The 15,871-nt window shown below is 60.1% G+C and carries 15 protein-coding genes; 4 read left to right on the forward strand and 11 right to left on the reverse strand.

Annotated features, from left to right (window positions below):
• Positions 1-457: 457 nt before the first annotated feature.
• The 4 genes from DKW72_RS11040 to DKW72_RS11055 all read right to left on the reverse strand — a co-directional run bounded on the left by DKW72_RS11040 (position 458) and on the right by DKW72_RS11055 (position 4,687).
• On the reverse strand, positions 458-1,540 hold the full coding sequence (locus DKW72_RS11040; RefSeq protein ID WP_111642430.1) for a polysaccharide deacetylase family protein: 1,083 nt from the start codon (positions 1,538-1,540) through the stop codon (positions 458-460).
• A gap of 78 nt (positions 1,541-1,618) precedes the next feature.
• Complete coding sequence (locus tag DKW72_RS11045; protein WP_111642431.1) at positions 1,619-1,873, reverse strand: PilZ domain-containing protein; 255 nt, start codon at positions 1,871-1,873, stop codon at positions 1,619-1,621.
• Positions 1,874-1,884: 11 nt separating this feature from the next.
• Positions 1,885-4,143 (reverse strand): DNA topoisomerase IV subunit A, encoded by a 2,259-nt coding sequence (parC, locus tag DKW72_RS11050; protein ID WP_111642432.1) that lies wholly within the window; start codon positions 4,141-4,143, stop codon positions 1,885-1,887.
• Between the two features lie 79 nt (positions 4,144-4,222).
• Positions 4,223-4,687: an LEA type 2 family protein gene (locus tag DKW72_RS11055; protein WP_157960466.1), complete on the reverse strand. Its 465-nt coding sequence runs from the start codon at positions 4,685-4,687 to the stop codon at positions 4,223-4,225.
• Between the two features lie 177 nt (positions 4,688-4,864).
• Between DKW72_RS11055 and DKW72_RS11060 the strand changes: the two genes are divergently transcribed.
• Positions 4,865-5,224: a hypothetical protein gene (locus DKW72_RS11060; protein ID WP_111642434.1), complete on the forward strand. Its 360-nt coding sequence runs from the start codon at positions 4,865-4,867 to the stop codon at positions 5,222-5,224.
• A 74-nt stretch (positions 5,225-5,298) separates the two neighbouring features.
• Complete coding sequence (locus DKW72_RS11065; protein WP_111642435.1) at positions 5,299-6,420, forward strand: FAD-dependent oxidoreductase; 1,122 nt, start codon at positions 5,299-5,301, stop codon at positions 6,418-6,420.
• Positions 6,421-6,455: 35 nt separating this feature from the next.
• Here the strand turns inward: DKW72_RS11065 and dnaJ are convergent, their stop codons facing one another.
• The 3 genes from dnaJ to grpE form a co-directional block, all read right to left on the reverse strand.
• Positions 6,456-7,595: a molecular chaperone DnaJ gene (gene dnaJ, locus DKW72_RS11070; protein WP_111642436.1), complete on the reverse strand. Its 1,140-nt coding sequence runs from the start codon at positions 7,593-7,595 to the stop codon at positions 6,456-6,458.
• A gap of 118 nt (positions 7,596-7,713) precedes the next feature.
• Positions 7,714-9,642: a molecular chaperone DnaK gene (gene dnaK / locus DKW72_RS11075; RefSeq protein WP_111642437.1), complete on the reverse strand. Its 1,929-nt coding sequence runs from the start codon at positions 9,640-9,642 to the stop codon at positions 7,714-7,716.
• Between the two features lie 133 nt (positions 9,643-9,775).
• Positions 9,776-10,360: a nucleotide exchange factor GrpE gene (gene grpE / locus DKW72_RS11080; RefSeq protein WP_111642438.1), complete on the reverse strand. Its 585-nt coding sequence runs from the start codon at positions 10,358-10,360 to the stop codon at positions 9,776-9,778.
• Positions 10,361-10,551: 191 nt separating this feature from the next.
• Between grpE and recN the strand changes: the two genes are divergently transcribed.
• Positions 10,552-12,219 (forward strand): DNA repair protein RecN, encoded by a 1,668-nt coding sequence (gene recN / locus DKW72_RS11085; protein WP_111642439.1) that lies wholly within the window; start codon positions 10,552-10,554, stop codon positions 12,217-12,219.
• A gap of 418 nt (positions 12,220-12,637) precedes the next feature.
• Here recN and fur read toward each other — a convergent pair whose 3' ends face one another.
• Positions 12,638-13,051 (reverse strand): ferric iron uptake transcriptional regulator, encoded by a 414-nt coding sequence (gene fur, locus DKW72_RS11090; protein ID WP_111642440.1) that lies wholly within the window; start codon positions 13,049-13,051, stop codon positions 12,638-12,640.
• A 78-nt stretch (positions 13,052-13,129) separates the two neighbouring features.
• Between fur and DKW72_RS11095 the strand changes: the two genes are divergently transcribed.
• Positions 13,130-13,570: an outer membrane protein assembly factor BamE gene (locus tag DKW72_RS11095; protein ID WP_232522382.1), complete on the forward strand. Its 441-nt coding sequence runs from the start codon at positions 13,130-13,132 to the stop codon at positions 13,568-13,570.
• Here DKW72_RS11095 and DKW72_RS11100 read toward each other — a convergent pair.
• From DKW72_RS11100 to DKW72_RS11110, 3 genes are read right to left on the reverse strand one after another with little or no spacing between them, the layout of a single operon-like run.
• On the reverse strand, positions 13,567-13,884 hold the full coding sequence (locus DKW72_RS11100) for an RnfH family protein (RefSeq protein ID WP_111642619.1): 318 nt from the start codon (positions 13,882-13,884) through the stop codon (positions 13,567-13,569). The genes DKW72_RS11095 and DKW72_RS11100 overlap by 4 nt on opposite strands.
• Positions 13,885-13,908: 24 nt before the next feature.
• Entirely contained in the window at positions 13,909-14,358 is a 450-nt protein-coding gene (locus DKW72_RS11105) for a type II toxin-antitoxin system RatA family toxin (RefSeq protein ID WP_111642620.1), read from the reverse strand.
• A 13-nt stretch (positions 14,359-14,371) separates the two neighbouring features.
• Positions 14,372-15,745 (reverse strand): sodium-dependent transporter, encoded by a 1,374-nt coding sequence (locus tag DKW72_RS11110; protein WP_111642441.1) that lies wholly within the window; start codon positions 15,743-15,745, stop codon positions 14,372-14,374.
• Between the last annotated feature and the right edge of the window lie 126 nt (positions 15,746-15,871).

The raw sequence follows: 15,871 nt of genomic DNA on the forward strand, positions 1-15,871 counted from the left end.
CTAGAAAAGAACGAGCCGCTTGTACACAGGCTCGCGCAAGGACTTGCTTGCCATCGAATTGACAAGTCTGCCTCCAAGTTAGTGTTAGTATTTGAGTTGGAATACCCGGAAAATTCTAAACCGGTAGCTTCCTGATACTGGAGGCACGAAGGTAACGACCTGAAAGGGATCATTAGGGGCATGAGCCGACCAAATCTGCTCATCTGGAGAAAGCACTATAAGAGTATATCGCGCATCCTGATTCCCAGTATTGTCTCTGTGACTTCCAGTGTTCAACCAAACAAACGCAGCTCGAGAGTGACTGCTATAACTTCCACTAAGCCGAAGGGAATCAGAAAAGTTCCAATCCCTTGGACACCCTGAGCGACCGCCACCAGCTGGCAGACCTGCCGCTGTTGCACAAACCCTATCGGCGCGAGCAACTGCTCAACGCCCTGGCGGCACTCTGGCGGTAGCGCTAGTTCTGGTGAACCCAGTTGCCGTCCTTGTCCGTCACCAGCCACTGCTGCGATTGCCAGTAAAAACGCCCGCGCTCTGAGCTACCCGCCGTACAGTTGTACTGGACACGGCCCGGGCTCAAAGGCTCGTTGGCAATGGCCACCAGGGTGGTACCATCGACCACCTCGGTCTTTATGGCGCCCTGACGCGAGGCAAAGCAGTTGATGCGCCCCGCAATACTGGCGTCCTCAAGCTCAAGTACCAGCACCGGGCGGCTGCCCGCAGGCACCACCACATCGTCAAAAGCCTTACGCCGGGTCTCATCCTGATAGCGACGCACATCGGTTACCGGCATCGCCAGGGAGTTGGCCTTGGTACGGAAATCATCCATGGCCCCAAATACCCCGCCAAAGGGGTAGCGCGGCAGCGCGAGGAAATCGCTGTGACTCGCAATGGCCCCGGAGTTCTGGGCAAAGCCGATAAACCCCAGATCGCCCAACAAGTCCTTCACGTGATTGTCGTACTCGCCGTAGGGATAGGCCAGCACCTTCACGCTCTGGCCGGTCTCCTCCTCGATGCGTTTCTCCGCCACCATCAGCTCGTCAGTGATTCGCTCGCGCCACTGGGCGCGGCTTTCACCGTCGCGCAGCCGGGGCATAAAGGTGTGATCGGCGGTGTGGTTGGCGATGGTGCCGCCGTGCTCGGCCATATCACGCATCTGCTCCCAGGTGACAAAGCCCCGGCGCCCGGCATCGATGGGGTTGGTATTGACGAATACGGTGAAGGGCCAATCGCGTTTTTTCAGCAGCGGAAAAGCCTCGGTATAGACCGAGTCATAGGCGTCGTCAAAGGTGATCACCGCCGTACGACTGGGCAGGCTCTCGCCCTTCTTCAAGGCTTCCAGCACGTCCATCATGGGCAGCACCTCGAAGTCATTGTCTTCCAGGTACTGCATATGCTCCGCAAACAGGGCGGGGGTAACGCTGGTTGAGGGAGGGGTATCCTCGCTCACATGGTGGTATTGCAGCACCACCGCCGCTTGCGCGGACAGACCCAGCGAGAACAAAGCCACGGTAAAAAGCATCCATAGGGACCTGATCATGAAATCTCCTGGTATTCGATTGACGGTATGAGGGTTTCGACGCTAAAAAAGCTGATCGGTTCAGGCAGAAGGTCTCGCTTATTTGGTGAAGCGTAAGCCGATGCCGTCCTCAGCTACCCGCACCACCTCCAGGGTCAGCTCCGGCGCGGCGACAATGCCCATCACTTGGGCATGGACCTGCTCGCCCACGGTAATGTCCGGGTTGTCGATCGCGGCAAAGACCCCGCCGTCGGAAATGTCGCGGGTGTTGACCACCAGCTCACCCAGGCGGTCATGTCGGATTTTCAGGCGCATGGCCGCGGGTGTGCGGGCATGGGTACGCAGTTCACTCATGGGTGCCCCCGTTATTTTTCGGTCACTTGCGCGCGATCGACCTTCTGGAAGCCGCGCGGCAGTTTGTTGCCCCGGCGCCCGCGCTCGCCCCGGTAGTGGTCCAGGTCGGCGGGCTTGAGGGTCAGGTGGCGCTTGCCTGAGTATAGCGTAAGTGACTGCCCCGGGCTCAGGGCCACCACCGCGAGCACATACTCCTCGCGGCTCTGGACCCGGGCGCCGGGGATGTTCATGATCTTGTTGCCTTTACCCCGGGCGAGTTCGGGCAGCTCACTGACCGGGAATACCAGCAGACGGCCTTCGGTACTCACCGCCGCGAGCAGGTCCTGGCCGACATTGACCTCGGCCTGGGGCGGCAGCACCTGGGCCCCCTTGGGCAGGGTCAGCAGGGCCTTGCCAGCGCGGTTTTTACTGGACAGATCGGCCAGCTTGGCGACAAAGCCGTAACCGGCGTCCGAGGCCAGCAGCACCCGCTGCTCGTCCGGCCCCATCATGGCGCCTTCAAAGGTGGCGCCGTTGGGAGGATTCAGGCGCCCACTGATGGGCTCGCCCTGACTCCGCGCCGAAGGCAGGTTGTGGGCGGTAATCGCGTAGCTGCGCCCGGTGGAGTCGAGCAGGATCACACTCTGATTGCTCTTGCCACGCACCGCGAACTTGAAACTGTCTCCGGCTTTGTAGCTGAGTGCCGCCGGGTCGATATCGTGGCCCTTGGCGGCGCGAATCCAGCCCTTCTCGGACACCACCACAGTCACCGGATCGGCACTTACCAGCTCGGTTTCGCTCAGGGCCTGGGCCTCTTTGCGGGTGACGATGGGGGAGCGGCGATCATCGCCGTAGGCCTCGGCCACGGCCAGCAACTCTTTGCGGATCAGTTTTTTCAGCAGGGTGGCCGAATCCAGGGTTTTCTGTAACTTGTTGCGCTCTTTTTCCAGCTCTTCCTGCTCGGCGCGAATCTTGACTTCTTCCAGGCGCGCTAACTGGCGCAGCTTGGTGTCGAGCACATAGTCGGCCTGAACGTCGCTCAAACCGAAGCGCTTGATCAGCTCGGCCTTGGGCTCGTCCTCGGTGCGGATGATGTGAATCACCTCGTCGATATTGAGATAGGCGATCAACAGGCCTTCCAACAGGTGCAGGCGTTTTTCCACCTTGTCCAGGCGGAACTGCAGGCGGCGACGGGTGGTGACGGTGCGGAACTTGAGCCACTCATCGAGAATTTTATCCAGGGTTTTCACCGCCGGGCGACCGTCGATACCGATCATGTTCATGTTGACGCGGTAGGTTCGCTCCAGGTCGGTGGTGGCAAACAGGTGTTGCATCACCTGCTCCGCATCGACCCGGTTCGAGCGCGGGGTAATCACCAGGCGCGTGGGACTTTCGTGATCGGACTCGTCGCGCAGGTCCGCCACCATGGGCAGTTTTTTGGCCTGCATCTGGGCCGCGATCTGTTCGAGCACCTTGGCACCGCTGACCTGATGGGGCAGCGCCGTGACCACCAGATCCCCGGTGTCAGCTTCTTTTTGCCAGACCGCGCGCATACGCAGGCTGCCCTTGCCGGTCTGGTAAATACGGCGAATATCTTCACGGGCGCTGATGATTTCCGCTTCCGTGGGCATATCCGGGCCCTGCACATACTCGAGCAATTCGTCCAGGCTGGCCTTGGGGTTGTCGAGCAGGTGCACACAGGCCCCGACCACTTCGCGCAGGTTGTGCGGCGGAATATCCGTGGCCATGCCCACGGCAATACCGGTGGTACCGTTCAGCAACACGTTGGGTACTTTTGCGGGCAGGACTTCGGGCTCGTCCATGGTGCCGTCAAAGTTGGGCTGCCAGTCGACGGTGCCCTGGGCCAACTCCTCCAGTAGCACTTCGCTGTAGCGGGCCAGGCGCGACTCGGTGTAACGCATGGCGGCAAAGGATTTCGGGTCGTCGGGAGAACCCCAGTTGCCCTGCCCATCCACCAGCGGATAGCGATAGGAGAAGGGCTGGGCCATCAAGACCATGGCCTCGTACGCGGCCGAGTCCCCATGGGGATGAAATTTACCGATGACGTCACCCACGGTACGTGCCGACTTTTTAAACTTGGCCGTGGCCTTCAGGCCCAGCTCGCTCATGGCGTAAACAATACGCCGCTGGACCGGCTTGAGGCCGTCGCCGATATGCGGCAGGGCCCGGTCCAGAATCACGTACATGGAGTAGTCGAGGTAGGCTTTCTCGGAGTAGTCCTTAAGGGCGATGCGTTCTTCGGCATCGAGCAAGGTTGAGTCTTGGCTCATGAAGGGTCCTGTCGGTTACTGCGTCATTAAAGGCGTTCGGGCGGCGGTGCCGCCCGATGTGTTATGTCAGTCTCGGGGCTCAGCGCGTCAGCGGTACGCGCCCCTCTTCGATCACGGTCATGTCCGGCAGAAAGCGCGTGAAATCGAGCCGCGCTTCCAGGCGGTAGTCCACCCCCTGCCCCAGACCATTGCGCATCACCTGCTCGGCAATGCGCACGGCTTCCACCAACCCGGCAGTTACCTCGAGGGTCACTGCCGTCTGTTCGTAAGCCTTGAGCACGGGCACCTGGCGAGAGGCACCTTCGAGCAGCTTGATGTTGTTGATGTCGATACTATAAGAGATGCCGCGCAGGGACAAATCCCGGTCGTTGGGATTCAGAATGTTCAGGTCCACGGCGATGCGTTGCTGAAAACCCTGAGAGGGCAGCAGGCGCAAGCCGGTCACCTGCACCGAAGGCTCCTTCAGGTTGTACCAACTCTGACAGCCGGCAAGTGTGGTCAGGGCGAGCACTATCAGCGCAAAGGCGCGCAGCCGCTGAATCATAACGATTTTCCTCAGTTTTTTTGGCACATTGTGCGACATTTTATTGACGCTTTGAGCGCCCGTTCTGCGACGTGAGTCACAGGTTCCGGCCTCCTCCCTGTGGTGTAATTGCGACCATAACCACAGAGCGTGAGCACCGGTCGCCCACACGCAGCTCAACCGCCCGAGAGGAAGTGTATGCCCAGTTACTCACTCAGCCAAGATGATTTGCTCGCCAGCCGGGAAATTCGCTTTATTAACCGGCAGGAATCAAATTATCCGCAACTGATGCGCATGTGCATGGACTTTGATTTTCGCGTGCTGCAGCTGATGCACCGCCCCGCCAACGACACTGAAGGGGCCCGCTACGCGTTTGTGCTCACCACGCGGGATTACCGCGCGGACGAGAAAGCCGCAATCACCCCCAGCCTGGCCAGTCTGGCGGAGCTCGATGCTTACGTCAGCCAGCATCAGGTGGACATTCTGCACGACTACCTGTTCGGTTACGTAGAAAACGACGACACCAAGCTCGGTCACCAGCAGCCCGCCCGGGAATAACCCCTATCGCTGACCTCAACGCTCAGGTATCCTCTCGGTACTGAAACAAGCGCGATTGAGGTACCGGCTTTTCAATGGCTAACACTCTTCTGCTGGCTGGCGGCGGACATGCTCACCGGCACCTGCTTCTGCACAGACTACTCAAACACCTCCCCGACGACCGGGTTGTTCTGGTCGCGCCCGAGCGCTTTGTGGCCTATGGCCCAATGTTGCCGGGTCTGCTGTGTGGAAAGTACCGGTTCCGTGAATGCCATATCGATCTGGCCCACCTGTGTGAACGCGCGGGCGTTGAGCTGCTCTACGGACGCATTGCCGGAATTGATCAGGCTGCGCGCCGCGCCTGGCTCGACGACGGGCGCGAACTGGGTTTTTCCGTCGCCTCACTCAATACCGGCGCACGGCCGATCACCGCGCTACCCGGCGCCGAGGAGCACGCCTTGAGCCTGTTTCCGGTGCAACACTTTTTACCCCTGTGGCAACAACTGCGCGAACACCTGAGCGAACGCACCCGACCACTGAGCCTCGGTATTGTGGGCGATTCGTCTCTGGCGATTGAGATGGCGCTGGCGATTCAGGAAAGCGTGCAGAACGATCGGCGCTCGAGCATTCCGGTGGAGTTGCACCTGATTACCACCGGCTCGGATCTGCCTGCGGACACTGAGCGCGCGCTGCAACTGCGGGTCGCACTCACGCTCTACCAACAAAAAGTGCGTATCCATACCCGCTTTCCCATTGGCACCATTGAAAGCGACCGGGTGCTGAGCGAGCACCAGCAACTGCTGCGTCTGGATCAGGTGATTTTATTGAACGCAAGCGGTGGCGGCGCCTGGCTGGAAAGCTCGGGCTTGACGGCCGATGCCAGCGGTCGGCTGACTGTGGAATCCACTCTTCAGGTCAAGGGCTGCGAGAAGCTCTTCGCCGTCGGCGATGTGGCACTCAACCCGGCAGCGCCCCCGCTGAGCCTGGCCAACGCATCGCTGGAACAACAAAGCCAGCGCCTGGCCCACAACCTGAATGCGTGCCTCAAAGGCGAAGCCCTGAAATCAGGCCCGTTCAAAACCGCACGCACCTGGGTGGATTTGGGCAGCGAGCAAGCGCTGACCCATTGGGGCCAGTGGATCTTCGCCGGGCCCTGGGTCAGACGGGCGAAGGAGCGGCTGGCCCGCAGAACCATGGCGCGCTACCCCGGCTATTGAAGCGCCCGGCGCAAACACTACCGGGCGCACCCACTCTAGATTTTCATATCCCCAAAGAAGTTTTTCATGCCGTCGAACCAGCTGCGCTGGCGCGGGGAGTTTTTGCCGCCTTTGGTGGTGTTCTGAAACTCCCGCAACAGGTCTTTCTGCTTACTGGTGAGGTTGACCGGTGTCTCCACGACCACGCGGCACAGCAGGTCCCCGGTAGCGCCGCCGCGCACCGGAGTGACGCCCTTGCCGCGCAATTTGAACAGTTTGCCGGTCTGGGTTTCCGCCGGGACCTTCAGTTTCACTCGGCCATCGAGGGTAGGTACTTCCAGCTCGCCGCCGAGCGCCGCGTCGACAAAGTCGATGGGCACTTCGCAGTAGAGATTGTTGCCGTCGCGGGTGAAGATTTCGTGCTCGCGCACGCTCACCTGCACATACAGATCCCCGGCCGGGCCGCCATCCATACCCGCCTCACCTTCACCGCTCAAGCGGATTCGATCACCGGTATCGACACCGGCAGGCACCTTGACCGAGAGCGTCTTGGTCTCTTCCTTTCGGCCCTGGCCGTGACAGGCATCACAAGGGTCGGTAATGATAGTGCCGCGACCGCGGCAGGTGGGGCAGGTCTGCTGCACCGAGAAGAAGCCCTGCTGCATACGCACCTGACCGATACCGCCACAGGTGGTACAGGTTTTGGGCGAGGTGCCTTTTTTGGCACCGCTGCCATCACAGGTGTCACAGGCCACCAGGGTCGGCACTTTGATCTGCACCGTGGTGCCGCGCACCGCCTGCTCCAGGCTCAGGTCGAGGGTATAGCGCAGGTCCGCGCCGCGACTCGGGCCGCCGCGACCGCGGCCGCCGCCCGCACCGCCGAAAATATCGCCAAACACATCGCCAAAAATATCGCTGAAGTTGCCAAAACCACCGGCTCCGGCACCCGCGCCGCCCATGCCGGCATTCTGATCGACGCCGGCGTGGCCGTACTGGTCGTAGGCCGCGCGTTTCTGTGCGTCCGACAGAACTTCATAGGCCTCGCTGGCCTCCTTGAACTTGTCCTCGGCGGCCTTGTCACCCGGGTTGCGATCCGGGTGATGCTTCATTGCTACCCGGCGGTAGGCCTTCTTCAGGTCTGCCGCCGACACGTCGCGGTCGACGCCCAGTATTTCGTAATAGTCGCGTTTAGCCATGCTCAATTCGCTTTCTGGTTTGTATCATCTGAAACAACAAATGCGGGCCGGGCCCGCATTGTCATATCCATTGCCGTAACAGCGGCCGAGGCCGGCCGGCACCGGCCTCGCGCCCGGCTTACTTTTTCTCGTCGTCTTTGACTTCTTCGAACTCAGCGTCGACAGCACCGTCGTCCGCCTCATGGCTCTGACCCTGGGTCGCATCAGCCGCACCTTCAGCCTGACCGGCCTGCTCGGCGTACATCTTCTGCGCCAGGCTGCCCGAAGCTTCGGTCAACTTGTCAGTTGCCGCTTTGATCTTGTCCAGATCATCCGCCTTAAGCGCTTCTTCGGCTTCGGTCACAGCTGTTTCAATCGCCGACTTCTCGTCGTCAGTGGCTTTATCGCCCGCTTCTTTCAAGGTTTTCTGGGTCGCGTTCACCAGCCCTTCCAGGGTGTTGCGCGCGGTAACCATTTCCTCAAACTTGCGGTCCGCTTCGGCGTTGGCCTCGGCGTCTTTCACCATTTTTTCAATTTCTTCATCGTTCAGGCCCGAGGAGGCTTTAATGACGATGGACTGCTCTTTGCCGGTCGCCTTGTCTTTCGCGCTCACGTTGAGAATACCGTTGGCGTCGATGTCGAAGGTCACCTCTACCTGCGGCACGCCGCGCGGTGCCGGCGGAATATCTGCCAGATCGAAACGGCCCAGGGATTTGTTCTGGGACGCCTGTTTGCGCTCGCCCTGTACCACGTGAATGGTCACTGCGGTCTGGTTGTCGTCGGCGGTGGAGAACACCTGCGACTTTTTGGTCGGGATGGTGGTGTTCTTGTCGATCAAGGGTGTGGCCACACCACCCATGGTTTCGATACCCAAGGTCAGCGGGGTCACGTCCAGCAGCAGTACGTCTTTGACGTCGCCGGCCAATACCGCGCCCTGAATCGCTGCGCCCATGGCCACTGCCTCATCCGGGTTGACGTCTTTACGCGGGTCTTTGCCGAAGAAGTCGGAGACTTTCTTCTGCACCAGCGGCATGCGGGTTTGGCCGCCCACCAAGATCACGTCACTGATATCGTTGACCGATACGCCCGCATCTTTGATGGCCATTTTTACCGGCTCCAGTGAACGGTCGACCAGCTCTTCAACCAGTGATTCGAGCTTGGCGCGGCTCAGTTTTACCACCAAGTGCTTGGGACCGGTCGCGTCTGCGGTAATGTACGGCAGATTGACTTCCGTCTGCTGGCTGGAAGACAGCTCAATTTTGGCTTTCTCCGCGGCCTCTTTCAGGCGCTGCAGAGCCAGCGGATCGTTGTGCAGGTCGATGCCCTGGTCTTTCTTGAACTCGGCTGCCAGGTATTCGATCAGGCGCATATCGAAGTCTTCACCACCCAGGAAGGTGTCACCGTTGGTCGACAGCACTTCGAACTGGTGCTCGCCATCGACGTCGGCAATTTCGATAATGGAAATATCGAAGGTGCCGCCACCGAGGTCAAAAACCGCGATGGTGCGATCGCCTTTCTGTTGGTCCATACCGTAGGCCAGTGCCGCCGCCGTCGGTTCGTTGATGATGCGCTTGACGTCGAGTCCGGCAATTTTACCGGCGTCCTTGGTGGCCTGACGCTGAGAGTCGTTGAAGTAGGCCGGCACGGTGATTACCGCTTCGGTCACTTTCTCGCCCAGGTAATCCTCGGCGGTCTTCTTCATCTTCTTCAGCACTTCGGCCGAGATTTGCGGCGGCGCTTTCTTGTCGCCCTTAACCTCTACCCAGGCATCGCCGTTGTCGGCTTCGACAATTTTGTACGGCACCATCTTGATGTCTTTCTGCACGACGTCGTCTTTAAATTTGCGTCCGATCAGGCGCTTGACGGCGTACAGGGTGTTGTGCGGATTGGTGACGGCCTGGCGCTTGGCGCTCTGGCCTACCAGAATCTCGCTGTCATCCGTAAACGCCACAATCGACGGTGTGGTGCGATCGCCTTCGGCGTTCTCAATAACTTTGGATTTGCCACCTTCCATGATCGAAACACAGGAGTTGGTGGTCCCCAGGTCAATACCGATGATCTTGCCCATAATAACTGTCTCCTAAAAAGGTTTGCTCGCGCCGCGCTGGTGGGCGGCTTGCTATGAATTCGGGTCCGTTCGTGAACGGTTACTCTCTATATTGGCGCGTTTTGGCGGTTTTCAAGGCCGATTCGCGAAAAGCTTAATCCTGGGCCTTGGCCACCACCACCATCGCCGGGCGCACCAGGCGACCGTGCAGGGTGTAGCCCTTCTGAAACACATTGACCACCGTATTGGGCTCGACATCAGCGCTGGGCACCATAGTCATGGCCTGATGGAGCTGGGGGTCAAAGGGCTCGCCCTCGGGATTGATCGGGTGCACGTTGTGCTTTAGCAGGGTGTCCACAAAGGACTTGTGGGTCAGCTCGATGCCCTCAATCACCGCCTTGAAGCTTTCGTCGCTCTGGTCGATGGCGGCCAGCGACCGCTCCAGGTTGTCCACTACCGGCAACAGATCCTGTACCAGCTTTTCCTGGCCAAATTTGTGTGCCTTTTCGATGTCCTGCTCCGCTCGACGGCGGGCATTCTGGGCCTCGGCTTGAGCGCGCAGGGCGTCCTCCTTGGCCGTCACCAGGGCCTGGGTCAAATCCGCCAGTTGGGCCTGCAGAGCCTCGGGGGACACGTCAACCGGTTCGCCTTCCTGCTCCCCGCTACCGGTCTGCTCTGGCGCGTCGGGGGCGTCAGCCGCCTCGGCCTCCGCTGCTTGCTGATAGTCGTCTTTCGCCACGTCGTTCTCCGCTACGTTGGTTAGCCGGCCGCGCGCTCGGCGCCGGGCCGTTCAAAGAGTGATGTGCTTACCGATATGGGGGCCTGCTGACCGGATTCAAGGCACCCCCGGAAAATTTACCCGGGATCTGGCAGAGCGCCGCAAAAACCTGTATAAATAACCAGACAATTACCGGGTGAGGAGACTCACGCATGCTTACACATCTCAGTATTCAGCAATTTACCCTGGTCGAGCGCCTGGATTTGGAGCTCAAGCCGGGCATGACGGTGATCACCGGGGAAACCGGCGCGGGCAAGTCGATTGTGCTCGATGCGCTCGGCCTCACCTTGGGTGATCGCGCCGATGGCGGGCGGGTCAAAACCGGCGCAAAACGCGCCGATATCCACGCCCATTTCGACCTGAGCAGGATCGCCCGCGCCCAGCACTGGCTGGAAGAGCACGATCTGCAACAGCCCGACCACCCCGAAGACTGCCTGCTGCGCCGGGTGATCAACGCCGATGGCCGCTCCCGGGGCTTTATCAACGGCCAGCCCGTAACCCTCCAACAACTGCGCACCCTGGGCGAAATGCTGATCGACCTGCACAGCCAGCACGAGCACCAGTCCCTGCTGGTAAAAGACACTCACCGGCGCCTGCTCGATGAGTTTGCCGGCCAGAGCGCTCTGGCGCGCGAGGTACGCCAGGGCTGGCGCGACTGGCAGCAGCTCGATGAGCGCTACCGGCATCTGCGCGACAACGCCGCCGAAGTGAGTGCTCGCTATCAGCTCCTGAGCTATCAGGTCGAGGAGCTGGTCCAACTGGACCTGAAAGAAGGCGAGCTGGACGAGCTCGAAAGCGAGCAGCGCAGCCTCGCCCACGCCGAGGAAATTCTGCAGTCGAGCCATCAAGTGCTCGGCCTGTGCAACGACGACGAACAAGGCCTGGGCACCCAGCTGCACCGGGCGCTACAGGTCTTGCAGCGCATGCCGGAGAAATCCAGCGCGCTGCAGGAAGCCGAGCAGTTGCTCACCAGCGCCCAGATTCAAGTGGAAGAAGCCGGGCGCGAAATCGAGCACCATATCGACAGCTTCAACATCGACCCGGATCGCTTGCAGCAGGTGGAGGAACGCCTCACGGCGCTTTACGAGGTCGCACGCAAGCACCGCATCCAGCCAGCCGAGCTGCCCGAACTGACCCGGCAGCTGAGCGAAGAGCTGGAGAACCTGCAAGGTGGCGACGAACGGCTCGACCAGCTTGAAGTTCAGGTCAACGAGGCTGAGACTCACTTCCGGACGCTGGCGCAGAAACTCTCGGGCGAGCGCCAGAAAGCAGCGGACAAGCTGGCCCGCGCGGTCAACAAGCAGCTCAAAGCCCTGGCGATGGAGGCGGCCACCCTGACAGTGGCCCTCACGCCCCAGACCGAGAAGCCGGGCCTGCACGGCCTGGAAGAGATCGAGTTTCTGATCAGCACCAACCCCGGCCAACCGGCGCGCCCACTCAACAAGGTTGCGTCCGGCGGTGAGCTGTCGCGCATCAGCCTGGCCATTCAGGTGGTCACGGCGCAGACGTCAGCCACCCCCACCCTGGTATTTGACGAGGTGGATGTGGGTATTGGCGGCGCCACCGGGGATGTAGTGGGACTGCTGCTGCGGGAGCTGGGGAAGCGCGGCCAGGTAATCTGCGTGACCCACCTGGCGCAGGTCGCGAGCAAAGGCCACCAGCACCTGCAGGTGTGCAAGACCACCCGCAAGGACAGCGCCGAGTCGACCCTGGTGCCGCTGGAAGGTGATGCCAAGGTGGAGGAAATTGCGCGCATGCTCGGGGGAATGAACGTGACCGAGCAGTCGCTGGCCCACGCGAGGGAGATTTTGGCGTCGTGAGGATGAGGGTGGATTAAGGAACACGGGCGGAGAGATGGGTGCCAGAGATCAGGGACGCGGGTTGAGAGATGATTGCCTCAGATGTCGGATTACGCTGCGCTAATCCGACCTACTGGAAACAGCGTGCCATTGTTCGTGTAGGTCGGATTAGCCCACAGGGCGCAATCCGACAAAACACCACCCAACCCCGAAAACCGCGCCATTGTTCACGTAGGTCGGATTAGCCCGCAGGGCGTAATCCGACAAAACACCACCCAACCCCGAAAATCGTGCCATTGTTCACGTAGGTCGGATTAGCCCGCAGGGCGTAATCCGACAAAACACCACCCAACCCCGAAAACCGCGCCATTGCTTGAGTAGGTCGGATTAGCGCAGCGTAATCCGACAGCTGAGGCACCCAGCCCGATCGGAAAGCGGCTTACGAACCCTTCTTGGGCTTCACGTACAGCACCAGATTATGGTCAGCGAGCTCGAATCCATGCTCTTCCGCGATTTTCTGCTGTAATCGCTCGATCTCCTCGTTATGGAACTCGATCACCTTGCCCGAGTCAATACACACCATATGGTCGTGGTGCTCGCCCCGCGCGAGCTCAAACACCGAGTGACCGCCATCAAAATTGTGGCGCATCACCAGGCCGGCGCTCTCGAACTGGGTCAGCACCCGGTAAACGGTGGCCAAACCGACGTCATCACCGGACTCAATCAGGGCCTTGTAGACGTCCTCTGCACTCATATGATGCTCTTCAGCGGTTTCGAGCATTTGCAGAATTTTTACGCGCGGCAAGGTTACTTTAAGGCCAGCTTTACGCAGTTCCTGGTTTTCGTCGGTCATTGATTTCACCCAAGCCCTTCTCAGCGTTTACGTTGATCAGGTATTATCCCGTTTCATTCTGATAAGTGGAAGTTTTTCGTGTATTCACTCGCAATCATACAGCAATGGCGCCGCGTGGCACTGATTTCTGCGCTGCTCATTCTGACCAGCGCCTGTACCTTTCAGTTTCCCGGCGTGCATAAATTCAATATCCAGCAGGGCCACATCATCACCGAGGAGATGCTCGACCAGCTGGAAATGGGCTTGACCAAACGCCAGGTGGCCTTTGTGCTGGGCAACCCCCTGCTTATTGACACCTTCAACCCCGACCGCTGGGATTACTACTACAGTATGCGTCGAGCCAACGGCGACTTCACCGAGCGCCATATGACCCTCTATTTTGAAGAGGATACCCTGGCCCGGATGGAAGGTGACTATCAGCCCATTGCCACTGGCGACGCAGCGGCGAGCGGCGATATTGACCTGACCACCGAGGAGCCCGAGCAGATCGAGCCACTGATGGACGGCCCCGAACTCTAAGCGTTTTTGGCTTTCTCCGCCCGCTTTCGGCGCACCTCTTTGGGGTCAGCGGTGAGCGGGCGGTAGATTTCTACACGATCCCCTGGCTGCAATTCGTGCTCTTTGGGCGGCTTCAGGCCCTTGGTGCCCAACGCCTGACCAAAAATCCCCATCTTGGCGCTCTCCAGGTCCAGATCAGGGAAGTGCCGGGTAATGCCTGAACGCACTGCCGCCTGGAACGCAGTGGTGCCCGGTTCTACCAACACTTCGATGATCTTCTGCTCGTGGGGCAACGCATAGGCCACTTCCACGGTAATCAAATCCACATCTGCCATCATTGCTCTCTCGTAAACGGGGGCTTATGGGTGCGCCGGAGCGACACCGTAAACCTGGCGCGCCCGGGCGCAGATCGCGTCCACCTGGTGGCTCGCCATGACTTCCAGAACCTTACCCACGGCCATACCCAGCAGGCGATTTTTAAGGGCAAACTCCAGCTTGAAACCCACTTCGCACCCGTTTTCCAGTTCACTGAAACTCCAGCAGCCTTCAAACAGAGAAAAGGGTCCCTCGACCAGGCTCATGGTCATCTGGTGCGGCGGGTCGAGGCGGTTGCGGGTGATGAAGTCCTGACTGATCCCCGCAGCACTCAGCTCCAGGCGCGCCTCCAGCCAGTCATCGCCCCGGGCCAGAACCTCGGCGGAACGACACCCCTCCATAAATTCCGGGTAGGTCTCGATAGCGTTCACCAGCTCGAACATTTGTTGCGGTGAGTAATTCACCAGAGCCGTGCGTTCAATACGATTTGTCAAAATCACTCCGTTATCAGGGGGCCAGCTCGGCATAAATACTGGCGATCATGATCACCAGGACCGCCGGCGGGGCCAGGTAGCGCAACGCCCAAAGCCACGCATTGTACATCCAGGCGGGCTCCTGACGTAACTCAAGCCGGCTGTAGCGCGGCAGCACCCGCCAGCCGACGAAGATGGCCATCAACAGGCCGCCCAGTGGCAGCATGACATTGATGGTAAAGAAGTCCAGCAACCCGAAGAAGTTGCGCCCGAGCAACCACTGCTGCCCCTCCCAGACGTTAAAGGACAACACCGTCCCCAGGCCCAGCAGCCAGGCGGCGAACGCAATGGCCAGGGTCGCCAGCGGACGGGCAAGGCCGAAGCGTTCGTTGATATAGGCGACCAGAGGCTCAAGCAGGGAGATTGTGGAACTCCAGGCGGCCAAAGTGACCAGCACAAAAAACACACTGCCAAACAGCACCCCTGCGGGCATGCTACCAAAGGCCACAGGCAGGCTGATATACATCAATCCCGGCCCTTCGCCCGGTTCGATCCCGGCGGTGGCGAAAACAATGGGAAAGATCGCCAACCCCGCCACCAGCGCCACCAAGGTATCCAACCCGGCCACGGCAAAGACCGTCTTGCCGATGGAGGCACGCTTGGGCATGTAGGAGCCATAGGCCATGATCGCACCCATCGCGAGGCTCAGGGTGAAGAAGGAGTGACCCAACGCCACCGAAGCCTTGGCCCAGGACAGGTCGCTGACATTGAAGCTGAACAGGAACCGGACTGCGGCGCCAAAATCGCCGACCTGTACGGCATAGCCCAGCATCACCAACAGGAGCACAAACAGCAACGGCATCAGTACCCGCACCGTCGTCTCCAGCCCGCGAGTGACACCGAAGGCCAGCACGATCGCGGTCATGGCGATGAAAACGCTCTGCCAGAGCACCAGGCGGTAGGGGTCCGCCAACAAAGCGGAAAAGACCGCACCGGCCTGCTCACCGCTCTGACCGGCGAACTGACCGGTGACCGCCGCTTTGACATACTCCAGGGTCCAGCCGGCAACGACGCTGTAGTAGGAAAGGATCAGAAAGGCGGTAATGACCCCACACCAGCCGATCGCCGACCACAGGGGTGAGCGCCCGGATTCGGCACTGACGGCTCCCACAGCGCCAATGGGGTTGGCCCGAGCCCGACGGCCCATAAGCACCTCGGCCACCATGATCGGCACCCCCACCAGCACAATACCCAGCAGGTAGAGCAGAACAAAGGCGCCTCCGCCATTCTCACCGGCAACATAGGGAAACTTCCAGATATTACCGAGACCCACCGCCGAACCGGTGGCCGCGAGGATAAAGGTCCCCCGATGGCCCCAGATGGCGTGTTGTCGCTGCGGATGCTTCAAGCGTGAGTCCTCGTGCTGGTCAGGCGCGCAAAACCGTGATTGTAGCGGGATTTACCCGCGCGGATAAAGGCAAACCGAGACACTGCCCACCCTAAGTGGCTATAATGCGCGGTTTCATTCACCCAC

Source organism: Marinimicrobium alkaliphilum (genome assembly GCF_003259155.1).
Taxonomy (GTDB): Bacteria; Pseudomonadota; Gammaproteobacteria; order Pseudomonadales; family Cellvibrionaceae; genus Marinimicrobium_A; species Marinimicrobium_A alkaliphilum.